We start from the raw sequence: 22,148 nt of genomic DNA on the forward strand, positions 1-22,148 counted from the left end.
TTTTCCGCCCCCTCCCCACAGGAACCGACCCCATGAAACTCCTCGTCATCGGCTCTGGCGGCCGCGAACACGCACTGGCCTGGAAGCTGGCGCAATCACCGCGCGTCAGCGAAATCATCGTCGCCCCCGGCAACGCCGGCACCGCCACCGAAGGCAAGTGCCGCAATGTCGCGATCAAGGTCACCGACATCGAGGGCCTGCTGAAACTGGCGCAGGACGAGGCCGTGGGCCTGACTGTGGTAGGCCCGGAAGTGCCGCTGGTGTTGGGCGTGGTCGACCGTTTCCGCCAGGCCGGCCTGCGCATCTTCGGGCCGACCGCGGCCGCCGCGCAGTTGGAAGGGAGCAAGGCCTTTGCCAAGGACTTCCTTGCCCGCCACGGCATTCCCACCGCGTACTACGCCGTGCATACCGAAGTGGATTCCGCGCTGGCCTACCTGCATGAGAAGGGCGCGCCCATCGTGATCAAGGCCGACGGTCTTGCCGCCGGCAAGGGCGTGATCGTGGCGATGACGATGGCAGAAGCCGAAGCCGCCGTGCACGACATGCTCAGCGGCAATGCCTTTGGCGATGCCGGCGCACGCGTGGTGATCGAGGAGTTCCTCGAAGGCGAGGAAGCCAGCTTCATCTCGATGGTCGACGGCCGCATCGCACTGCCGATGGCCACCAGCCAGGACCACAAGCGCGTGGGCGATGGCGATACCGGCCCCAATACCGGCGGCATGGGCGCTTATTCACCGGCACCGGTGGTGACCCCGGACGTGCATGCGCGGGTGATGCGCGAGGTGGTGGAGCCCACCGTGGCCGGCATGATCGCCGACGGCGTGCCGTTCACCGGCTTCCTCTATGCCGGCCTGATGATCGATGCCAGCGGCGCGCCCAAGGTGATCGAGTTCAACGTGCGCTTTGGCGACCCGGAAACCCAGCCGGTGATGCTGCGCCTGCAGTCGGATCTGGTGGATCTGGTCGAAGCCGCCATTGATGGCGCGCTGGCCGGCGTGGAAGCGCAGTGGGACCCGCGTCCGTCGCTTGGTGTCGTGCTGGCCGCCAAGCCCTACCCGGAAACCCCGATCACCGGTGATGTGATCAGCGGTTTGGATGATGTGCCGGCCAGTGCCAAGGTATTCCATGCGGGTACGGCATTGGACGCTGACGGCAACGTGGTCAGCGCCGGTGGCCGCGTGCTGTGTGTTGCTGCGCTGGGAGACAGCGTTGGTGATGCGCAGCAGCATGCGTATGCAGGCGTTGCCAGGATCCACTGGGCCAACGAGTTCCACCGCAACGACATCGGCTGGCGCGCGATCGCCCGCGAGCAGCAGTAAGCGGAGGCTCACCCCTCCCCAACCCTCCCCTGCGCCTGCGGCGCAAGGGAGGGCACAAATGTAGTGCCGAGCCATGCTCGGCAGGGGCTTTATCGGCAATGCCGCAGAAGCTACCCCTCCCCAACCCTCCCCTGCACCTGCGGCGCAAGGGAGAGCGCAAAAATGTAGTGCCGAGCCATGCTCGGCAGAGGGCGTTATTGGGAAAGCCCCAGCCGAGCATGGCTCGGCTCTACAGTTGAAGCCTGCCCGGTGTTACCGATGCACGCTGCCAATGCTCGCCGCCGGATAACGCAGGCCCGCCGCTGCATCCACCGGGAACACTGCGTCGATCCGCGCCAGGTCCTGCGCACCCAACACCACCTCCAGCGCACCCAGATTCTCCTCCAGATACGGCAAACGCTTGGTGCCCGGAATCGGCACCAGGTCATCGCCCTGCGCCAATACCCAGGCCAACGCCAACTGCCCCGGCGTCACGCCCTTGTCGGCAGCAATCGCATTGACCTGCTCAACCAAAGCCAGATTCCTATCGAAGTTCTCGCCCTGGAAGCGCGGCGAGTTGCGGCGGTAATCACCGTCCTCGAAATCGGCCGGGCTGCGGATCGCACCAGTCAGGAAGCCACGGCCCAACGGCGAATACGGCACGAAGCCAATGCCCAGCTCACGTACCGTCGCCAGCACATCGTTCTGCTCCGGCTCGCGCGACCACAACGAATATTCGGTCTGCAGCGCGGTGATCGGATGCACCGCATGCGCGCGGCGGATCGTTTCCGGCGCGGCCTCGGACAAGCCCAGGTAACGCACCTTGCCCTGCTCGACCAGCCGCGCCATCGCCCCCACCGTGTCCTCGATCGGCACCTGCGGATCAACACGGTGCTGGTAGTACAGATCAATATGATCCACACCCAAGCGCTGCAGGCTGGCCTCGCAGGCCGCCTGCACGTATTCCGGACGACCATCGACACCGCGCGCCTGCGGATCATTGGGATCCAGCCGCACACCGAACTTGGTGGCCAGGAACACCTGCGCGCGCCGGTCGGCAATCGCCTTGCCAACCAGCACCTCGTTGGTATGCGGGCCGTACATGTCGGCGGTATCCAACAGCGTCACGCCACGCTCCAGCGCGCGGTGGATCACCGCAATCGAGGCCGCATCATCGCCGCGGCCACCATAGAACGCACTCATGCCCATGCAGCCCAGGCCAAGTGCGGAAACAACAGGACCATTGCGGCCCAGAACTCGGGTTTTCATCGGCGACTCCAGCGGGGGAAAGGACGGAGGGAACTGTAGGCCCTCGCCACTATGTCGATAAAGGCGGATACTCCGCATTGACCATGAAGCCTGACTTCACAGTAGATCCCGCCCTGTTGCCGGCCCTGGCGGCCTTCGCCTGCGTGGCCAGGCATGCCAGCTTCCGTCAGGCAGCCATCGAGCTGGCGGTCTCACCGTCGGCCTTGTCGCAGACCATCCGCAACCTGGAGCGCCGGCTCGGCATCCGTCTGCTGCAACGAACCACCCGCCGGGTTGGCCTGACCGAGGCCGGCCAGCGCCTGTTGCTGGACACCGCCCCGGCGCTGGCCCGGATCGGCGAGGCGCTGCATGCGGTGGAAGCCAACCGCGACGTGGCGACGGGGCAGTTGCGCATCACCGCGCCGCGTTTCGCCATCGAGTACCTGCTGCTGCCACACCTGCCCGCCTTCCACGCCGCCTACCCGCGGGTAGAAGTGGAGCTGTCGATGCAGGCGGCGCTGATCGATGTGGTCGGCGAGGGCTTCGATGCCGGCATCCGCCTGGGCGAGGCGCTGGCCGATGGCATGATCGCGGTGCCGTTGGGGCCACCCATGCGCTGGACCGTGGTCGCCGCGCCGGCGTATCTGCAGCGGCATGGCACACCGCAAACACCGGAAGAACTGATCGGCCATGCCTGCATCCGTCACCGCAACAGCAATGGCCGGGTGATGCCCTGGGAGTTCAGCCGTGATCAGCGCGACTTCACCCTCGATGTCAGCGGGCCTCTGCTGCTCAACGACAGCACGCTGGCCTTGCAGGCAGCGCGCGACGGGCTTGGCCTGCTGCAGATATTCGAAGCCATCGCCCGCGCCGACATCGACGCGGGTCGCGTGCATGGACTGCTCGATGACTGGCAACCGCCCTATCCCGGCTTCCATCTCTATTACCCATCGCGCGAGCAACTGGCACCCAAGCTGCGCGTGTTCCTCGATTTCATGCGCGCGGCCAATACCGCAGGCTGAGCCCTGCACACTTGCAGACGGTTCGCGCTTGCCTGCATCGCCACGGCACCGCAAGCTGACAACCTGATCCCCGCGAGTCCACGCTTCCGGCATGCGCCGCCTCGACCGTCACCTCGGCCAACTCTGGGCCCACGAAAAAGCCAGCTACGGGTTGCGCGTGTTCATCGCCCTCACCGCCGCCATCGCTTATGGCTGGTACGACGGCCACATCGAAGCCATCCCCGGCCTGTTCCTGGGCATCATCGCCAGCGCCATCGCCGAGACCGATGACAACTGGTGGGGCCGTACAAAATCCGTGCTGTTGTCGTTGCTGTGCTTTGCCGCTGCTGCGGCGGCGGTCATCGCGCTCTTCCCCTACCCGGTTCCCTTCATCAGCGCGTTGGCACTGACCGCCTTCGGCCTGACCCTGCTCGGCGCGCTGGGCGAGCGCTATGCCTCCATCGGCCAGGCCACAGTGACGCTGGCGATCTACGCGATGATCGCGATGGACCAGCACCACAACGTCAGCCAGCAACAGGCGCTGCGCGAGGTGGTCCCGCTGCTGGTTGGCGCCGCCTGGTACGGCCTGCTGTCGATCCTGTGGACGGCGATGTTCGCCAACCGCCCGGTGCGCGAACGGCTGGCGCGGCTGTTCTTCGAGCTCGGCCATTACCTGCAGCTCAAGGCCGACCTGTTCGAGCCGGTGCGGCACGGCAATCTGGAAGCACGCCGACTGGCGCTGGCCGAGCAGAACGTGCGCGTGGTGCAGGCACTGAACATCGCCAAGACCGCCATCCTCAGTCGCTTCGGCCGCTCCGGCCGGCCCGGCGTGCAGTCAGGCCTGTACTTCCGCCTGTATTACATGGCGCAGGACTTCCACGAGCGCGCCAGCTCCTCGCACTATCCGTATGAAGCCCTGGCCGAGGCCTTCTTCCACAGCGACGTGCTGTTCCGCTGTCGGCGCCTGCTGTCACTGCAGGGCAAGGCCTGCCAAACGCTGGGCGAGGCCATCCGCCTGCGCCAGCCGTTCGACTATGGCGAACGCACCCGCGTCGCCGGCCAGGACCTGCAGTCTTCGCTGCAGTACCTGCGTGAGCAGCGCAATCCGCAGTGGACCCGCCTGCTCGGCTCGCTGCAGCTGCTGGCGGCCAACCTGACCAGCATCGAGCGGCAGTTGTCCGAAGCCGCACTGGCGGATACCCCGCTGGAAGGCATCGACACCCGCCTGCGCGATTCCTCGCCGCACACCCTGCGCGAAATGGGCACCCGCCTGCGCCAGGCGCTGACCCCAGGCTCGCTGCTGTTCCGCCATGGCGTGCGCATCGGTCTGGCGCTGATTGCCGGCTATGCCCTGCTGAAGCTGGTGCACCCGGAGAACGGTTACTGGATCCTGCTGACCATCGTCTTCGTCTGCCGGCCCAACTTTGGCGCCACCCGCCTGCGGCTGGTGCAACGTATCGCCGGCACCCTGCTTGGCCTGGGCGTGACCTGGGCATTGATGCAGCTGTTCCCCGGCACTGGCCTGCAACTGCTGTTGGCGCTGGCGGCAGCGCTGCTGTTCTTCATCACCCGCACCGACCGCTACCTGCTGGCCACCGCCGCGATCACGGTGATGGCGCTGCTGTGCTTCAACCTGATCGGCAATGGTTTCGTGCTGATCTGGCCGCGCTTCCTCGACACCTTGATCGGCTGCGTGATCGCCGCCATCGCCTCGCTGTTGATCCTGCCCGACTGGGAAGGCCGGCGCCTGCACAAGGTGATGGCACAGGTGATCGCCACCAGCACCGCCTACCTGGATGAAGTGCTGGGCCAGTATCGCAGCGGCATGCGCGACGACCTGCCCTACCGCATCGCCCGCCGCGACATGCACAACGCCGACGTCGCACTATCGGTGGCGTTGGCGAACATGCTGCGTGAGCCGGGTTATGCACGCGGCAATCTGGATGCGGGCTTCCGCTTCCTCGCCCTGTCCAACACCTTGCTGGGCTATCTGTCGGCGCTGGGTGCGCATCGTGCGCAGGCGGATGCAGTCAATGAAGATGCGCTGGTTGCGGGCGGGCATCGGCAGCTGCAGCAGTCCTTGGCTGCATTGTCTGAAGCCTTGGGCAGACGCCAGCCGGCGGACCCGCAGGAAGACGAGATCGCACTGGCAGATGCGCTGGAGCAGATGCCGGATGAGATCGATGAGAAGTCGCGACTGGTGCGTACCCAGCTGGCCTTGATGCTGCGACTGTTGCCGAAGCTGAGGGCGTCGGCGGAAGAAGCGATGTCGCCGGCCTAGTTGCTGTTACCCCCTCCCTTGCGCGGAGCACAGGGGAGGGTTGGGGAGGGGTGCCGTTGATTTCGCTTTTTGTTTTTCCCATACGGCATAGAACCCAGCCGCTCAGATCGCATGCAATCCAGGAACGTCACCATCGCCAGCTTCGCGGCTCACGCCGCTCCTACAAGTGATTGGCTGCGGATCTAGCTGTGGCTGTGGCTGTGGCTGTGGCTGTGGCTGTGGCTGTGGCTGTTGCTGTCCCTTCTCCCGCCTGCGGGGGAAGGTGCCCGAAGGGCGGATGGGGGGACGCTTTGGCTTTGGCTTTGGCTTTGGCTTTGGCTTTGGCGTCAGTCCTCAACCACCGATCTACAACTCTGTGCGCAGAAGATCCATCAACGGAACGGTTGCCAGCTTCGCGGCTTACGCCGCTCCTGCAAAAGCCTGGCATGCACGCCCTTCGTCGACGGTGGCGCTATCGGCTTCGCGGCTTACGCCGCTCCCACATTCTTTGTGGCTTGTTTGCGCACCGGCATGAAGTACACCAGCAGGCCGATCACCGCGAACACGCCGCCCAGCGCGCAGACGCCGTTCCAGCCATAGCGCGTCCAGGCCATCGTGCTCAGCACCGAGCCACTGGCACCGCCGATGAAATAGCAGGTCATATAGGCCGAGGTAATACGGCTGCGGGCGCTCTCATCCAGCTGGTAGATCACGCTCTGGTTGTTGATATGCACCGCCTGCACGGCGATATCCAGCATCAGCACGCCCACGATCAGCGCCGCCAGCGACACCGGCGCGAACGCCAGCAACAACCACGACAACAGCATCATCAGCAGGCCACCCAGCGCCACCGCGCGGCCATGACCGCGATCGCTGAGCTTGCCGGCACTGCTGGCAGCCAACGCACCTGCCGCACCAATCAAACCAAACAGACCAATAGTGGCAATCGAGTAACCGTAAGCCGGGCCCGACAACAGAAAGGCCAGCGGCGTCCAGAACACGCTGAAGCCGGCAAACAGCAGGCCACCCAGCACAGAGCGCTGGCGCAGCAAGGGCTCATCTCGCAGCAAGGCCAGCACCGAACCGATCAGGCGCGGATAGGACAGGCTGGCACTGGGTTGGTGCGTCGGCAGCAAGCGTGCCAGCACCACCGCCAGCACCAGCAAGGCAACGCAGGCCACCCAGTAAATGGTGTGCCAGGAACCCAGCCCGGCCAGTACGCCGGAGGCAGTGCGCGCCAACAGGATGCCCAGCAGCAGGCCAGCCATGATCGTGCCCACCACCCTGCCCCGATGTTCCGGCTCGGCCAGACCCGCCGCATGCGCCACGATGACCTGCGCTGCCACCGCACTGAGGCCGGACAGGGCGGTGCCTGCCAGCAGCTGCACGAAATGGGTCGCGGTGGCGCTGATCGCCAGGCCCACCGCCGCCAGCACGAACAGGGCGACGATCAGTCGGCGGCGTTCCAGCCGGTCACCCAGCGGCACGATCAACAACAGGCCGGCGGCATAAGCCAGCTGCGCCACCGTCACCACCCAGCCCGCCGCGTCGGCGCCGATCCGGAATGCCTCGGCCAGGATATGCAGCAAGGGCTGCGCGTAGTAGTTGCCGGCCACGATCAGGCCGGTGGCGGCAGCCAGCAGCAGGACCTGGGCCTGGCTCAAGGGGCGATGGGGCGAGTGGGAGACGGGGGTATTCATGGGGAAGCCACGGCGGGAACTGCGGTAAGTCTGGGCCGCCGCCATCAATGACGCCAATGTATTGTTTTCATCCCATCCATCTGTTTCAGTGATGGCATGTTCACCCTGCGCCAGCTCGAATTCGCCGTCGCCGTGGCCGAGGAAGGTGGCTTCACCGCCGCGGCCAGCCGCTGCCACACCGTGCAATCGGCACTGAGCCACCAGATCGCACGGCTGGAGGATGCCTTCGGCACGCGCCTGTTCGAGCGCAGCCACCGGCGGGTACGGCCGACCGCTGCCGGCGAGGTATTCCTGCACAACGCCCGGCTGACCCTGCAGGCCGCCGCCCGCCTGCAGGAGGAAATGGCACTGACCCTGGGCACGGTGCGTGGCCGCATCAACATCGGCCAGATCACCTCGCTCAATGTGGTGGATGTCCCTGCCTTGCTGGCAGCGTTCCGGGCCGCACATCCTGCGGTGGAGGTCCACCTGAAGGCCGGCATGAGCGATGTGCTGCTGGCCGAAGTGGAAGCCGGCAACCTGGACGTGGCGCTGGTCGGGGTGGGTCCACAGATCACCCTGCCGCCGCAGCACCGCCTGTTGCATGAGGAAGGTCTGTCGCTGGTAATGCCAACCGATCATCCGCTGGCCAGTCTCGCGGCTATCCCGTTGCAGGCGCTGCAAGGCCTGCCCTTGGCGGCGCTGGTACCCGGCGCCGGCGTGCGGCGCATGCTGGATGACGCCCTGCGCGAACGCGGCGTCCAGGCCCAGTTGCAATACGAGGTCACCCACAGCGAGTTGCAACAGCAACTGGTCGCCGCCGGCCTGGCGGTGGCGGTGGTTCCCGACAGCATGGCCGCACGTATGCAGCGCACGCTCGTACGGCCCTTGGTCGAACCATTCCGCTTCCGCACCTGCGCGATATGGCGGGCCGACCCCACCCCGGCCGCGCGCGCCTTGTTGGACCTGCTGCCTGCGGGCCCGGCCTGAGAGGCTTCTGCAATACGCGCGCGGCTTGATCAATAGCGACATGCGGTTCTGCTAATGTGCCGCGCAGCACCGAGGAGTCACGATGTCCGGCCACAACCAGTTCGCCCTGCTCACGCAGCGCCGCTTCCTCCCGTTCTTCATCGTCCAGGCGCTGGGCGCCTTCAACGACAACATCTACCGCCAGGCGATCATCGGCCTGCTGTTCTACCTGGGCGTCAGCAGCGAAGAACGCACGCTGTATACCAACCTGGCGCCGGCACTGTTCATCCTGCCCTATTTCCTGTTCTCGGCACTTGCCGGACAGATCGCCGAGAAGCTGGAAAAGCAGAAGCTCATCGTCATCACCACCACCATGGAGATCGTGGTGATGTCACTGGCGGCGGTCGGCTTCCTTACCCAGAACATGCCGGTGCTGCTGGTGGCGTTGTTCTGCACCGGCCTGCAGTCCACCCTGTTCGGCCCGGTCAAATACTCGGTGCTGCCGTCCATCCTCAAGCCCGAGGAACTGACCGGCGGCAACGGACTGGTGGAAATGGGCACGTCCATCTCCATCCTCACCGGCATGATTGCCGGCGGCATGATCTTTGCGCTGGCGGGCACCCATGGGCCAATCGTCGCTGCGGTTGCCATCATCGCGCTGGCGCTGATCGGCAACTTCACCGCCCGCATGATCCCGCGCGTGGATGCCGGCGCACCGGATCTGAAGATCAACTGGAACCCGATCAGCGAATCGCTGGCTGTGCTGCGCCTGGCCAAGAAGCAGAAGGCGGTACGCAATGCCATCCTCGGGGTGTCGTGGTTCTGGTTCTTTGGCACCGTGCTCACCTCGCAGCTGCCGACCTATGCGGTGGTCAACCTGGGCGGCGACGAGGTGCTGTACATCTTCGCGCTGGCGCTGTTTTCGCTGGGCACCGGCGTCGGCTCACTGCTGTGCGAGAAGCTGTCCGGACGCATCGTCGAGATCGGCCTGGTGCCACTGGGTGCATTCGGAATGAGCGCCTTCCTGCTCGATCTGTACTTCGCCCGTACCGGTGCGGTGACCGTATCGGGCCTGGACGTTGCCGGCTTCGTCCAGCAGCCCGGCAGCTGGCGCATCATCATCGACCTGCTCGGCATCGGCCTGTTCACCGGCTTCTTCGTGGTGCCGTTGTTCGCGCTGATCCAGAGCCGCACACCGAAATCGGAAATGTCGCGCGTGTTCGCCGCGCTGAACATCCAGAACTCCGGCTTCATCGTGCTGGCCGCCGTCCTCGGCCTGCTCAGCCAGCGCCTGCTGGGCTGGACCATCCCGCAGGTGTTCCTGGCACTTGCCATCGCCAACATCGTGGTCGCGGTCTACATCTTCAGCATCGTGCCCGAGTTCCTGATGCGCTTCCTGAGCTGGGTGATGGTGCGCACCCTGTACCGGTTGCGGGTCAAGGGCGTGGAAGACAATGTGCCCGATGAAGGCGCCGCGCTGATCGTCTGCAACCACGTCAGCTACATGGATGCGCTGATCCTGTCGGCGGTGATCCCGCGTCCGGCCCGCTTCGTCATGTATTACCGGATCTTCAACATCCCGGTGATGCGCTGGATCTTCAAGACCGCCAAGGCCATTCCCATCGCCAGCCCCAAGGAAGATGCCGCGCTGATGCAGCGCGCCTTCGATGAGGTGGATGCGGCACTGGCCGAGGGCGAGCTGGTCTGCATCTTTCCCGAAGGTGCCCTGACCAAGGATGGCGAGATTGCCGCCTTCAAGTCGGGGGTGGAGAAGATCCTTGCGCGGCGTCCGGTGCCGGTAGTGCCGATGGCACTGAAGGGCATGTGGTCCAGCATGTGGAGCCGCCGTGACAGCCGGCTGGGACAGATGCGGGTACCGCGCCGCTTCCGCGCACACATCGAGGTTGTCGCCGGACCACCGGTCGATGGCGGCCAAACCGATGCCCCACAACTCGAATTACTGGTCCGCAAGCTGCGTGGTGATGAAGCTTAAGTAGGCAAGACCACTTTCCAGAAATAGGACAAGTGGCTAGGCTAGCGCCCTATGTGTCTGCCGGGGACCGCGGCACAGCTCAGGAGCAAGGGGATATATGGACAACGCCACGCCAACACTGCCAGCTGTACCCCCTGCGCCGCCCTCCGCGCCGCAGCAGGTACACCACTACTATCATCCGCAGAAATCCGGCGGGATAGCAGCGTTGCTGGAAGTGCTGCCGGGGTTTTTCCAGGTTTTCGGTATTGGTCATCTGTACGCGGGCAACGTCGCCACCGGGCTGATCATCATGTTCGGCTACTGGGCGCTGTCGTTCGTCAACTTTCTGCTGTGTTTTGTCTTCATCGGTTTCATCACGTGGCCGCTATGCTGGGTTGCCACAATGATCATCTCGTCGCTGACTGCGGCGAATGCCTGCAAGTCACGCTGATTTTTCAACAAGGAGTTTTACGTGAATACAAGCAGTCCCGCCGTATCCAACAACCTCGTCTGGGCAATCCTGTCCACCCTGTTCTGCTGCCTGCCGCTGGGCATCGTGTCGATCATCAACGCTGCCAAGGTCAACGGCCTGCTGGCTGCCGGTGACATCGCCGGCGCCCGTGATGCCGCCGACAAGGCCAAGAAGTGGGCGATCTACGCCGCTGGCGCAGGCATCGTCGTCACCATCCTGTACATCGTGCTGGTCATGGTGCTCGGTGTTGGCGGCGCGATGAGCGGCGCTTCCAGCTACTGATGAACCCAACGGGCCGGCCGCCAGCGGCCGGCCTGTTTGCTGATATGCAGTTCCCGCAACATCTGCTGCGTTACTTGCCCCTGGCCGCGATTGCCGGCATCAGCGTGGGCGCGGTGGCGATACTGAGCCGGGTCGACCCCAATGTCCCTGGCAATCCGCTCCCTCCCTGCCCGTTCTATGCGCTGACCGGACTGTGGTGCCCGGGCTGCGGCAGCACCCGCTGCCTGCACGCCTTGGTCCACCTGGATCTGCCGCAGGCGATGGCGATGAACCCGCTGTTGATCGTGTCGATCGTGCCGGTGCTGGTGATGGCCCTGCATGGCGCCGGGCTATGGCCGGCAAAACTGGGCTGGCTGGTGCGGCTGTTCGCACGGCCGATCCCGTGGCTGGTACTGATCGTTTCCTATTGGTTGCTGCGCAACGTGCCCTGGTACCCGTTCAACCTGCTCGCACCGGGCTGAAAGCAGGCACGGCATTCACGTAGCCCAAGTAAGCGCAGCACACCTGGGGCTCCGTCCAACAGCCTTGAACCCGACCAGATTCCTGCTTCCTGGGTGCGTTGCGCTTACCCGGGCTACGGCCGCCCCCGATTCGTGCTGGCTCAGCCCACCCAGCCAGCAATCACCAGCAGCGCCAGCAGCGCCATCCACAGCAGCAGCGTGCGCCAGACCAGGCTCATCGCATCGCGCAGCTCCGGATAACGCTCGTCGACCGGCACCTGCCCGGCCAGCCGCGCTTCCTCGGCCTCTTCAACCAACTCGGCGCCCACGCTGGCGCGTGCGGCTTCGGCGAGGAAACCCAGCTGCAGCGCCCAACGGTTGCCCGCAGCGCGGCGCCAGGCCGAAAACACCGTATCGAAATTGCCAACCAGCGCCATCGACAGCGTCATCAGCTGCGCGACCGGCCACTCCAGCACCGCCAGCAGCCAATCCCCCGCACGACGTTCCTCGCTGGACAGCTGCACGCTCTGCGGCCCCTGCGCGGACTGCGCCAACAGGCGATACAGCACCGCCCCCAGCGGCCCCAGCAGCAGGAACCAGAACAATGGCGCAAACCAGCGCCGCAGTGCATTGACCACGGTCGCTTCGACCAGGCCGGGCGCATCCTCGCGCAGGCTGCCACCGGCCGACTGCAGTTTCGACACGGCCAGCCCTGCAGCGGTGGCATCCTCGGCATCAATCACCGCCTCGACATCGCGGTCCAGGTCGCGCGGCCCCCAACACAGGGCCAACAGCACCACGCCGAACACCAGCGACGGCAGCCCGAACAGGCGCTCGGCCAGGATCCATTGCATCAGGCCAACCAACAGCACGCAGGGCAGGATCGCCAGCAACACGGTGTAGCGTCCGGGTGATTCACCCTGCTGCGCACGCAGCCAGCCCAACCAGCGCCCGAACCAGCGCCAATCACGCAGCGAGGCCATCAATGCGGGCGCCAGATGACCCAGCACCAGTGCGGCGATTACCGCTACCAAGGTTGTGAACATGCGATCCCTCCTGCCTGCGATTGTAGGCCCTGCCGGGCTTGCCCGGCCCAGTCCGGACGCTGGCGGAGCGCACTCACTGGCGCTGGCTCTGGTACCACTGTTCGATCAGGGTGCGGGCAATCGACAACCGCTGCGGCAGCAGGATGCCCTGCCCGTCATCGTCGGTATCACGCTGCAGGGCCGCGCCCACCTCGTCGACGCTGAACCAGCGCGCATCCTCCAGTTCACCATCCACTGTCGGCACGTCGTCGTGTGCACTGGCACGGAAACCCACCATCAAGGCGCCCGGGAACGGCCAGGGCTGGGTCCCCTGGTAATGCGCCTGGATCACCCGCACCCGCGCCTCTTCGAATACTTCACGGGCGACGGTCTGCTCGAAGGTTTCACCGGGTTCGACAAAACCGGCCAGTACCGAGTAACGGCGCGCCACCCAGTTGCTCTGCCGCCCCAGCAACAGCCGGCCATTGTTCTCGACCGCGACGATCACCGCCGGATCCACCCGCGGGTAGTGCTCGGTACGGCATTGATCGCAATGGCCGATGAAGCCGAAGCGGCCGAAACGCACCGGCCCGCCGCAGACACCACAGAATCGATTGCGCGAATGCCAGTACGACATGCCGCGCGCATAGCAGAAGATGTCGGCCAACGCGGCCGGCCAGTTCACCGCTGCCTGCCGCAGGTCCATGCGCTGCGGCGCCTGCACGGTCAGCGTCGCCGCCTCCGCGACAAACCAGGCGCGGCCATCAAGCAGCCCCAGGAAAGTCGCCGCGCCGGCGCCACCGCCCAGGTCGCCACCATTGAACAGCGCCGGTTGCCCTTGATCATCTGCGAACGCGGTGCCATCGGCATCCAACACCAGTACCTGGGCGGTCGGCCACAAGGCCGCCAGCGCATCGGCATCGCCCCGCAGGGCATCGGCACGGTCCAAGGGCGCCCCGACAAAGGCGTGCCCGGCAAAACGGGATTCAGGTTTCAGCATCCGCCAGAGCCTGACGACAAAGCAGCAGGCTTGCAAGCCGCCAAGCTGCGGCCTGGAAGGGTTTAGACCGAGAAGCTGCTACCGCAGCCGCAGGTGGTGCGGGCGTTGGGGTTGCGGATCACGAACTGGGCACCGGTCAGGCTTTCGCTGTAATCCACCTCGGCGCCCATCAGGTACTGCAGGCTCAGCGGATCGACCAGCAGGGTCACGCCTTCGGTGATTACCGCCAGATCATCTTCGGCGCGGTTCTCATCGAATTCAAAACCGTACTGGAAACCGGAGCAACCGCCGCCCTGGATGTAGACACGCAGGGCGAGTGCGTCGTTGCCCTCGTCCTGGATCAGCTCACGCACCTTGGAAGCAGCCGCCGGGGTGAAGTTCAGCGGGCGGTCCAGGGACTGGTAGTCAGGCGCCGGCTGAACGCCGGGCAGGGAAACTAGGGTGCTCATGGTGCTCAGGATGGGGGCGGCAAGCCCCTGTTTCAAGCCGCAGCGGCTTCAGCTTTCTTGGACTTCTCGGCGACTTTGGCATCCGGTGCCGGCAGCGCGGCCATTGCAGCGGTATGCAGCAGGCGGCCATTGAGCTGCGCCCCGGCGCTCATTTCCACCACGGTGTAATGCACATTGCCGGTGACGCGGGCACTGGGCGTCAGCTCGATGCGCTCGCTGGCATGGACGTCGCCTTCCATGCTGCCACTGAGCACGACCACCGCGGCACGTACCTCGCCCTCGATGCGACCGTGTTCAGCCAGGGTCAGCATCGCCTTGGAGCCTTCCTCGGCAATTACCTTGCCCAGGATGCGGCCTTCCACATACAGGCTGCCGCTGAACACCACGTCGCCGCGGATTTCCACCTGGGAACCGATCAACGCGTCGACGGACAGGTCGGTGTCGTGCTTGGACTTGCTTTTGAACATGTTTATTCCCCTCTGCCGTTGCCGGCGAGTTTCCAATCGAATGTCTGGTTGGAGCTCCCCCCGGATCCGGACAGGGAGACTCGCACACGTTGCGGTGTGAAATCCCGGGGCAGCATCACGCTACCGTCCAGTTGTTGGAAATAACGGAAGGAATAATCCTGCCCTGGCACGCCTTTTCGCTGATGTAGGTCATCCCAGCTGACCGTTGTCAGCTTTCCGTCCTTCACGCCCTCGACCGAGAACCGCATCTGCCCCTGGCTGATCGCCCCCCGATTGAGGTTCTGGGTCAGCACCACGCTGTAATGCCAGGTGCCGGCCGCCTCGGGACTGAACTCCACCGAATGGGCATTCAGACCCTTGCGCTGGCTGGTGGAGCCGACCAGCCGTTCATAGAAGGCGACATCCGCACGCAAACCGGCAATTTCCTCATCGCGCTCGGCCAGCGAGGCCTGCACCTCGTTGTTGGCGGCGCGACTGATCCTGTCCGAGGCCTCCAGCGTGGCCTGGCGCTGGCGTAGCTCGTCGAGCTGTCCGCGCTGCTGGCTCACCAGGGCCTCGCTCTGGCGCAGTTTCTCGCGCAGTCCGCCGGCATCGGGCGAGGCAAAGCGCGCCGCCAGCCAGCCAACCAGCAACAGCGACAGCAGCCAGGCGCCGGCCAGCAGGGCGATCGGCACCCAAGCCGGGCGCGTGCTCGCACCACCGCGCGGGGTGATCTGGAAACGGGAAGAAGGTCGGTGGGTCATGGCAGGCTCCAGTGCTCCCTGAGGGTGACACCTGTGCTCGGTCTGAAACGACGGGCCAGTGTAAACGACAGCCATGCACCCGCGCTTGCGCGCCGGCAGCTGGCATTCACCGCAGGCATGCTCGATAGTTGCGATCCTGCTCACAGTACCCGGCCGGACCTTCCCCATGACCGAAGCCCATGTATTCGTCATCGGCATCTTGCTGGCCTGGCTGGCCGGCATCCGTGTCTATCTGACCGTGTTCGGCGTTGGCATGGCCGGGCTGATGGGCTGGGTGGACCTGCCGCCCGCATTGCAGGCCACCGAGTCCTGGTGGGTGCTGGGCACGTCCGGGGCGCTGGCGGTGGCCGAGTTCTTTGCCGACAAGATTCCGGGCGTGGATTCGATCTGGGACCTGCTGCAGACGCTGGCGCGGGTTCCGGCCGGCGCCTTCCTTGCCGCCGCCACGCTTTCTCCCAATGGCGAACTGAGCACCGGGGTGTTGGCCGCAGGCGCTGGCATTGCGCTGACCAGCCACGGCCTGAAGGCCGGCACCCGTGCCCTGCTCAATACCTCCCCCGAGCCCGCCAGCAACTGGGTTGCCTCGTTTGCCGAAGACAGCGTGGTGATCGGCGCCCTGGCCCTGGCCTTGGCCCATCCGTGGCTGGCACTTGTCTTCGTACTCAGCGCCAGCGTCATCGGTGCACTGACGGTATGGCTGGTATGGCGCATGCTGTGGCGCGGCCTCAAGCGCCTGTTCGGTACTGCCGGTAGCAGTACCGACGCGCCAATATCGGCAACGTCAACGCCCGGCGATCGCTCGCTGCCGCCCGCCCCCTGAACCATAATTCACCGATGGCCAGCACCGACACCCTCACCGCATCTGCCCGCCCGCTACGCGCGGAAACCCCACCTGCCGATTACTGGCAACGCTGGAGCGTGCGCAACGCGCCGCCCGCCGAGGCGGTACAGGCGCAGCTCAAGAGCGGCCCCGACGCCGGCGTGGCGGCCATGGCCAGCGATGTCGGCGACGACACCCCCTACCGGGTGCTGATTGTCGAAGACAACCGCTCGCAGGCCTTGTTCGCGCAGAGCGTGCTGCATGGCGCCGGCATGCAGGCCTTCGTGCAGATGGAAGTGGAAGGCGTGCAGCAGGCCATCAGCGAACACCGTCCCGACCTGATCCTGATGGATCTGCACATGCCAGGACTCGACGGCATGCGCCTGACCGCGATGATCCGCCAGCAGCCGCACCAGCAGTTGCTGCCGATCGTGTTCCTGACCGGTGAAGCCGACCCCGACCGCCAGTTCGAAGTGCTCGACTGCGGTGCCGATGACGTGCTGGTCAAGCCGATCCGGCCGCGCCACCTGGTCGCCGCGGTTGCCAACCGTATCCGCCGCAATCGCATGCAGGCGCTGGGCAAGACCGATGCCGGCCCGCTGATGAACAATCCCGAGACCGGCCTGCCCACCCGTCATAACGTGATGCAGCAGTTGCAGACCGCCATCGCCGAGAAGCAACCGGCCGGCCTGATGTTCATCGAGATCGCCAGCGCGCTGGGCCTGCGCGAGCGTTATGGCTACGCCAGCTACGAGCGCCTGATGGTGCAGGCCGGGCAGCGCCTGGCCGAGAACCTGCGCCCGCACCTGCTGGCGCGTCTCAATGACAACAGCTTCCTGCTGCTGACCCGCGGCATCGAAGAAGAAGCCGTGCCCGCACTGGCCCAGCAGGTACGCGACGGTCTGTCCGCACAGCCGTTTGCGCCACGCGAGGATGAGTCGGTGTTCCTGCGCTGCGTGGTTGGCCATGCCAACCTCTCGCAGGACCTGAACGACGCCGATGCCGCATTGGAAGCCGTGGAACGTACTGCGTTGCAGGCGCGCCTGAGCAGCGCCGGCGTCGCCGCCTATGAAAGCAGCGATGTCGCCGTCAACAACGAACATCTGGCCCTGCTCGAGGGCCAGCTTGAGCTGGCCTACCAGCCCATCGTCGCCGTCGCCGGCGGCGATACCGCCCAGTACCAGGTACTGCTGCGCCTGCGCCAGAGCAACGGCACCCTGCTCTCCGCCGGCCAGGTGATTCCTGCTGCCGAAGCCGCCGGACGCATCGCCGACCTCGACCAGCAGGTCGTCGAACATGCCCTGGGGTTGCTGCACCTGTACCAGTTCGCGCAACCGCCGATGCGCCTGTTCCTCTCGCAGTCGATGCGCAGCCTGGCCCGCAGCGCCTATGCGGAATGGCTGCTCAATGCCTTGCAGGAGCGCCAGGTTGCCGGCAACGGCCTGGTCATCGACGTGCGCCTGTCCGATGCACTGGTGCATGCAGTGACCTTGCAGCAGTTCTGCGCGCAGCTGATGCCGGCGGGCGTGCAGTTCTGCCTGAGCCAGTTCGAACCCAGCGCCGAAGCCAATGCATTGCTCACCCAATTGCCGCTGAGCTTCGTCCGCATGGCCGCCCGCTACGCCGACGCGCACGCCAACCAGAAACTGCGTGACGAACTGCGCGGTGCGATCGATCTTGCCCATCGCGCCAACCTGCAGATCATCGGCCAGCAGATCGAGGACCCGCAGGCCGCTGCGGCCATGTGGATGGGCGGCATCGACTTCATCCAGGGCAACGTGGTGCAGCGCGCCGGCAGCGAACTCAACTTCGACTTCCAGAACGCGGTGCTGTGAACGCCGCTGCATCCGGCGCCACGCGCGGTTGGGCGCTGCTGGCGACAGCCTGCGCCGCTGCGGCCTGTGCGGCCGGTTTCATCGCGGCCGTGCCCGGCGTCGCGGTCGCCGCCTGCGCCGGTGTCGCCGCGGTTGCCGCGCTGGTGGCCGCCCTCAGCGCCGGGCGGCAGATGCAGCACGCGCATGCACAGCAGTTGCGTCTTGAGGAGGCACGGCTGGAGAACAAGCGCCTGCAGGCCGCCGCGCAGGACCACAACACCCTGCAGCAGGCACTGCTGGAAGCCAAGCAGGCCGCCGAAGCCGCCACCCTGGCCAAGGGCGAATTCCTGGCTACGATGAGCCATGAGATCCGCACCCCGTTGAACGGCATCCTGCCGATGCTGGAGCTGGTCGCACAGGGGCCGCTCAATCTGGAACAGCGCAACATGCTGGATACGGCGACCGAGAGTTCCCGGCAGCTGTTCCGCATCGTCGATGACGTCCTCGATTACTCCAAGCTCGAAGCCAACCGGCTGGAGCTGGAAATCACCACCTTCAACCTGCGCGAGACCCTGGACGGGATGTTGCGCTTGATGCAACGCGCCGCCGAGCACAAGGGCCTGCGCCTGTCCCTGCATATCGACCCTGCCGTGCGCCTGTCGGTGCGCGGCGATCCGGTGCGGTTGCGCCAGGTGCTGGGCAACCTGCTGGTCAACGCGATCAAGTTCACCGAGCGCGGCGAGATCAGCATCCACGTCAAGCGTCTGGGTGAAACCGCCGCGCAGCATCGCCTGCGTTTTGAGGTGCGTGACACCGGCATCGGCCTGGATGCCAGCCAGGCACAACGCCTGTTCAACGCCTTCACCCAGGCCGACGCCTCCACCACCCGCCTGTATGGCGGCACCGGCCTGGGCCTGGCCATCTGCAAACGCATCATCGACCTGATGCAGGGCAGTATCGGCGTGCAATCCGAGCCGTTGCGCGGCGCCACGTTCTGGTTCGAGATTCCACTGCTGAAGGTCATCGGTGACCTGCACAGGCCCGAGCACCTGCGCAACGCCCGCCAGGTACTGCTGGTCACCCCGGAGCCACGCCTGCGCCAGCGGCTGCAGCTGGTGCTGCCGAACTGGGGCTATCAGCCGGTGGTCGCCAACAACCTGCAGGAAGCACTGGAACGGCTGCGCAAGCCCACCGTCTCGGGCAGCTTCCATGCGGTGATCGGCGATCTGGAACCACTGCGCAACAGCGCGCCGGCACTGCAACGCGCACTGGAGCGGATGGATGACAACCGCCCGCGCCTGCTGTGGCTGTACGGCGATGCGCCAATAGCCGATGCGCTGCGCGATGGCGCCACCCTGCTGCCACGGCAACTGCCCGATACCCAGCTGCGCAACGCCCTGGCCGAACCGCTGCAGCTGGCGCCGAGCCCAAACCCGGCGTTGTTGCTGTGGAAGGACAGCGACATTGCCAGCCCGGCCGCGCCCGCCCCGATGTCCGCCGCAACCGGCGTACCGATCGGCAGGACCGCCGCCGCATCCTTGGCCGCAACACCGAACCCATCGATGCCAACCACCGCGGCCAAGGCAGCCGCGGCCAGCAGCCCGGCACCGGCTACCGCCGAGCTGAAGGGCATGCAGGTACTGCTGGTCGAAGACAACTCGGTCAACCTGATGGTCGCGCAGAAGCTGCTCAAGATAGTGGGCTGCGACGTGGACACCGCTGAAAACGGCGCCATCGCCCTCGACAAGATGCACGCCAAACGCTACGACGCGGTATTGATGGATTGCCAGATGCCGGTACTGGATGGCTTTGCCGCTACCGGCCGCTGGCGCGAGCACGAAGCCAGCAGCGCGGCCACAACCCGTTTGCCGATCATCGCCATCACCGCCAACGCCATGGCCGGCGACCGCCAACGCTGCCTCGACAGCGGCATGGACGAATACCTGTCCAAGCCGATCTCGCGCGCGCAACTCCTGACCTGCCTGCAGGCCTTCAAGCCCGCTTCCATCGCAACCAACGAACCGGTTATCAGCATGCCCATCGCCGACCTCTCCGCCAACGCACTGGCCGCCGCCTCCACCGCCCATACCGACGGCATCACCGCCTCGGTGCTGGAGCGCAGCGTGCTGGACGAACTGTTCGAGATCGCCGGCGAGGAAATCAACGCCATCATCGATGTGTTCCTGGAAGAAACCCCGCAACTGGTGCGGCATCTCCAGGAAGCAGCGGTGATGACCGACCTGCAACGACTTGCGCAGCTCGCGCACAGCCTGAAGTCCTCAAGCGCCAACGTCGGCGTACTGGCCCTGTCCGAAGCGGCGCGCCGGCTGGAGCATGGCGCGCGCGCCGGGACGCTGGAACGGCCGACGGTGATGGTGGCCCTGATCGTGGCCGAGTTTGGACGCGCGCGCCAGGCGCTGACCGACTACCAGGCCGGTCAGCGCGGGCAGGCGCCGGCATCACACTGATCCGGCGGTCGCCGGATCAGTCTTCCAGCTTGGTCAGCAGGTAGTTGGGCTCGCCGATGCGCGCGATCAGATCAAGCTGGGTTTCCAGCCAATCGATATGCTCTTCCTCGGAATCGAGGATCTTCACGAACAGCTCGCGGCTGACGTAATCGCTGATCGATTCGGCATAGGCAACCGCATCGCGCAGCACCGCCGCCGCCTCGTTTTCCAGCGCCAGATCGCACTTGAGGATTTCGGTGGGATTCTCACCGATGCGCAGCTTGCCCAACGCCTGGAAGTTGGGCAGCCCTTCGAGGAACAGGATGCGATCGGAAAGCACGTCGGCGTGCTTCATCTCGTCGATCGATTCCTTGTATTCGTGTTCGGCCAGCTCGTTCAAGCCCCAGTTCTTCAGCATCTTGGCGTGCAGGAAGTACTGGTTGATGGCGGTCAACTCGTTGTAGAGGACCTTGTTGAGAAATTCGATGACCTTGGCGTCGCCTTTCATGGCGCTGACTCCGACTAGGGGAACTAGCGCACTTTACTGGTTGCCGGCAGATGATGAAGGAACGCGAATCGTGATCATTAGCCACCGCCAGGACGATGGCGGTGACTGAGCCTGCTCAGGCAGCCCGTAGCAGCGGCAGGGGCAGCTCGCGGGTAGCGCGGGCCTGCTCCAGCAGGCCGGCGGCCATGTCCAGGCAGGAACCACAGTTGGAGCCACAACCGGTACGCATGGTCAGTTCGGACACCGTTTCGCAGCCGGCAAGCGCGGCTTCACGGATCTGGTGATCGGTAACTCCAGTGCAGATGCAAACGTACACGGCTTGACGCCCCTGAACCCGGCACGTATCGGCCGTGTCAGCATTCAATCGCAAATGCGAATGGTTGTCAATTTCTGGCGTTAATCATTATTAATCTTCTTGCCACGCCAAGCTCCCTGGCGCCGCGGCCGTTTGCGGGGCCGTTCATGCCCGGCATTGCTGCCCGGCATCCAGGCCTCCTGTGCCGACGCCGGCATCGCCTGCACGCCCTGCCCCGCGATGCCCCGCGCCAATGGCGCCAGGTGCCGCAGCGCGCGCGCATAGACGCCACGCTTGAAGACAACGACATGCTCCACCGGATACCAGAAATCGACCCAACGCCAGTGGTCGAATTCCGGCGTATCGGTCTCATCCAAGCGTACATGTGCCTCGTCGCCGGTCAGACGCAACAGGAACCAGACCTGCTTCTGGCCGATGCAGACCTGCTTCTCGGTGTGGCGTATGGCGCGGGTAGGCAGCCGATAGCGAAGCCAACCAGGGGTCGCCCCCAGGACTTCGACGTGCTCAGGCAGCAGGCCGGTTTCTTCCTGCAATTCGCGATACATGGCCTCGACCGGGGTCTCGTCGGTATTCATGCCACCCTGCGGAAACTGCCAGCCGTCCCGGCGCACACGTCGTGCCCAGAACACCTGCCCGTCTTCCCGCATCAGCACAATGCCGACATTCGGTCGATAGCCGTCCGGATCGATCACGATGCGGACTCCTAAAATTTCTACTGCCGGGGACTCTGCCATGGCCTTGCGCAGGCCACAAGCGCAAAAAAACCTGTTGACATAATGCCGCGGCACCACCAGAATTACCGGCTCCCAAGGCTATGTAGCTCAGCCGGTTAGAGCACAGCACTCATAATGCTGGGGTCGGTGGTTCGAGTCCACCCATAGCCACCAAGGGACGCAGGTTTTACCTGCACTACAGCCCCGTCGCCAAGCGGTAAGGCA

21 protein-coding genes and 1 tRNA gene are annotated in these 22,148 nt (G+C 65.3%); 12 read left to right on the forward strand and 10 right to left on the reverse strand.

What is annotated here, in order from left to right; translation table 11 throughout:
* The first annotated feature begins 32 nt into the window (after nucleotides 1-32).
* Nucleotides 33-1,319 (forward strand): phosphoribosylamine--glycine ligase, encoded by a 1,287-nt coding sequence (gene purD / locus RT131_RS05030; protein ID WP_313170832.1) that lies wholly within the window; start codon nucleotides 33-35, stop codon nucleotides 1,317-1,319.
* A gap of 252 nt (nucleotides 1,320-1,571) precedes the next feature.
* On the opposite strand, the gene RT131_RS05035 is transcribed toward purD, so the two are convergent.
* Nucleotides 1,572-2,567, reverse strand: coding sequence for an aldo/keto reductase (locus RT131_RS05035; RefSeq protein ID WP_313170834.1), 996 nt, complete (start codon nucleotides 2,565-2,567; stop codon nucleotides 1,572-1,574).
* Between the two features lie 83 nt (nucleotides 2,568-2,650).
* On the opposite strand from RT131_RS05035, the gene RT131_RS05040 reads away from it, so the two are divergent.
* Both RT131_RS05040 and yccS read left to right on the forward strand, forming a co-directional pair.
* A complete protein-coding gene (locus RT131_RS05040) occupies nucleotides 2,651-3,568 on the forward strand; it encodes a LysR family transcriptional regulator (protein ID WP_313170835.1) in 918 nt (305 codons plus the stop codon).
* Between the two features lie 91 nt (nucleotides 3,569-3,659).
* A complete protein-coding gene (yccS, locus tag RT131_RS05045) occupies nucleotides 3,660-5,828 on the forward strand; it encodes a YccS family putative transporter (RefSeq protein WP_313170837.1) in 2,169 nt (722 codons plus the stop codon).
* Nucleotides 5,829-6,295: 467 nt separating this feature from the next.
* On the opposite strand, the gene RT131_RS05050 is transcribed toward yccS, so the two are convergent.
* Nucleotides 6,296-7,507 (reverse strand): MFS transporter, encoded by a 1,212-nt coding sequence (locus tag RT131_RS05050; protein ID WP_313170839.1) that lies wholly within the window; start codon nucleotides 7,505-7,507, stop codon nucleotides 6,296-6,298.
* 96 nt (nucleotides 7,508-7,603) lie between these two features.
* Between RT131_RS05050 and RT131_RS05055 the strand changes: the two genes are divergently transcribed.
* The 5 genes from RT131_RS05055 (at nucleotide 7,604) to RT131_RS05075 (ending at nucleotide 11,642) form a co-directional block, all read left to right on the forward strand.
* The gene (locus RT131_RS05055; RefSeq protein ID WP_313170841.1) at nucleotides 7,604-8,476 is read left to right on the forward strand and encodes a LysR family transcriptional regulator; all 873 of its coding nucleotides are present in this window, start codon (nucleotides 7,604-7,606) and stop codon (nucleotides 8,474-8,476) included.
* An 82-nt stretch (nucleotides 8,477-8,558) separates the two neighbouring features.
* The gene (locus RT131_RS05060) at nucleotides 8,559-10,448 is read left to right on the forward strand and encodes an MFS transporter (RefSeq protein ID WP_313170843.1); all 1,890 of its coding nucleotides are present in this window, start codon (nucleotides 8,559-8,561) and stop codon (nucleotides 10,446-10,448) included.
* A 97-nt stretch (nucleotides 10,449-10,545) separates the two neighbouring features.
* Nucleotides 10,546-10,878, forward strand: a complete 333-nt coding sequence (locus RT131_RS05065; protein ID WP_313170844.1) for a hypothetical protein — start codon at nucleotides 10,546-10,548, stop codon at nucleotides 10,876-10,878.
* Between the two features lie 21 nt (nucleotides 10,879-10,899).
* On the forward strand, nucleotides 10,900-11,181 hold the full coding sequence (locus tag RT131_RS05070; RefSeq protein ID WP_313170846.1) for a CD225/dispanin family protein: 282 nt from the start codon (nucleotides 10,900-10,902) through the stop codon (nucleotides 11,179-11,181).
* A gap of 44 nt (nucleotides 11,182-11,225) precedes the next feature.
* Nucleotides 11,226-11,642 carry a DUF2752 domain-containing protein gene (locus RT131_RS05075; RefSeq protein ID WP_313171335.1) on the forward strand — a complete coding sequence of 139 codons (417 nt, stop codon included), beginning with the start codon at nucleotides 11,226-11,228 and terminating at the stop codon, nucleotides 11,640-11,642.
* A 140-nt stretch (nucleotides 11,643-11,782) separates the two neighbouring features.
* On the opposite strand, the gene ampE is transcribed toward RT131_RS05075, so the two are convergent.
* The 5 genes from ampE to RT131_RS05100 all read right to left on the reverse strand — a co-directional run bounded on the left by ampE (nucleotide 11,783) and on the right by RT131_RS05100 (nucleotide 15,305).
* Entirely contained in the window at nucleotides 11,783-12,667 is an 885-nt protein-coding gene (gene ampE, locus RT131_RS05080) for a regulatory signaling modulator protein AmpE (protein WP_313170848.1), read from the reverse strand.
* 73 nt (nucleotides 12,668-12,740) lie between these two features.
* Nucleotides 12,741-13,646, reverse strand: a complete 906-nt coding sequence (nudC, locus tag RT131_RS05085; RefSeq protein ID WP_313170850.1) for an NAD(+) diphosphatase — start codon at nucleotides 13,644-13,646, stop codon at nucleotides 12,741-12,743.
* Between the two features lie 62 nt (nucleotides 13,647-13,708).
* Entirely contained in the window at nucleotides 13,709-14,095 is a 387-nt protein-coding gene (gene erpA / locus RT131_RS05090) for an iron-sulfur cluster insertion protein ErpA (RefSeq protein WP_313170852.1), read from the reverse strand.
* A 32-nt stretch (nucleotides 14,096-14,127) separates the two neighbouring features.
* The gene (locus RT131_RS05095; protein ID WP_313170854.1) at nucleotides 14,128-14,562 is read right to left on the reverse strand and encodes a polymer-forming cytoskeletal protein; all 435 of its coding nucleotides are present in this window, start codon (nucleotides 14,560-14,562) and stop codon (nucleotides 14,128-14,130) included.
* 2 nt (nucleotides 14,563-14,564) lie between these two features.
* Nucleotides 14,565-15,305 carry a DUF6776 family protein gene (locus RT131_RS05100; RefSeq protein WP_313170856.1) on the reverse strand — a complete coding sequence of 247 codons (741 nt, stop codon included), beginning with the start codon at nucleotides 15,303-15,305 and terminating at the stop codon, nucleotides 14,565-14,567.
* Nucleotides 15,306-15,471: 166 nt separating this feature from the next.
* On the opposite strand from RT131_RS05100, the gene RT131_RS05105 reads away from it, so the two are divergent.
* The 3 genes from RT131_RS05105 (at nucleotide 15,472) to RT131_RS05115 (ending at nucleotide 20,407) form a co-directional block, all read left to right on the forward strand.
* Nucleotides 15,472-16,125 carry a DUF4126 domain-containing protein gene (locus tag RT131_RS05105; RefSeq protein ID WP_313170858.1) on the forward strand — a complete coding sequence of 218 codons (654 nt, stop codon included), beginning with the start codon at nucleotides 15,472-15,474 and terminating at the stop codon, nucleotides 16,123-16,125.
* Between the two features lie 14 nt (nucleotides 16,126-16,139).
* Entirely contained in the window at nucleotides 16,140-17,960 is a 1,821-nt protein-coding gene (locus tag RT131_RS05110; protein WP_313170859.1) for an EAL domain-containing protein, read from the forward strand.
* Between the two features lie 80 nt (nucleotides 17,961-18,040).
* Nucleotides 18,041-20,407: an ATP-binding protein gene (locus RT131_RS05115; RefSeq protein ID WP_313171337.1), complete on the forward strand. Its 2,367-nt coding sequence runs from the start codon at nucleotides 18,041-18,043 to the stop codon at nucleotides 20,405-20,407.
* Nucleotides 20,408-20,423: 16 nt separating this feature from the next.
* Here RT131_RS05115 and bfr read toward each other — a convergent pair whose 3' ends face one another.
* The 3 genes from bfr to RT131_RS05130 all read right to left on the reverse strand — a co-directional run bounded on the left by bfr (nucleotide 20,424) and on the right by RT131_RS05130 (nucleotide 21,902).
* Entirely contained in the window at nucleotides 20,424-20,894 is a 471-nt protein-coding gene (bfr, locus tag RT131_RS05120; RefSeq protein WP_313170861.1) for a bacterioferritin, read from the reverse strand.
* Between the two features lie 115 nt (nucleotides 20,895-21,009).
* Nucleotides 21,010-21,210, reverse strand: a complete 201-nt coding sequence (locus RT131_RS05125) for a (2Fe-2S)-binding protein (protein WP_313170863.1) — start codon at nucleotides 21,208-21,210, stop codon at nucleotides 21,010-21,012.
* An 80-nt stretch (nucleotides 21,211-21,290) separates the two neighbouring features.
* Nucleotides 21,291-21,902 carry an RNA pyrophosphohydrolase gene (locus RT131_RS05130; RefSeq protein ID WP_313170865.1) on the reverse strand — a complete coding sequence of 204 codons (612 nt, stop codon included), beginning with the start codon at nucleotides 21,900-21,902 and terminating at the stop codon, nucleotides 21,291-21,293.
* Nucleotides 21,903-22,020: 118 nt separating this feature from the next.
* Between RT131_RS05130 and RT131_RS05135 the strand changes: the two genes are divergently transcribed.
* Nucleotides 22,021-22,097 (forward strand) — tRNA-Met (locus RT131_RS05135).
* The last annotated feature ends 51 nt before the right edge of the window (nucleotides 22,098-22,148 follow it).

This window comes from Stenotrophomonas sp., from assembly GCF_032066555.1.
Taxonomy (GTDB): domain Bacteria; phylum Pseudomonadota; class Gammaproteobacteria; order Xanthomonadales; family Xanthomonadaceae; genus Stenotrophomonas.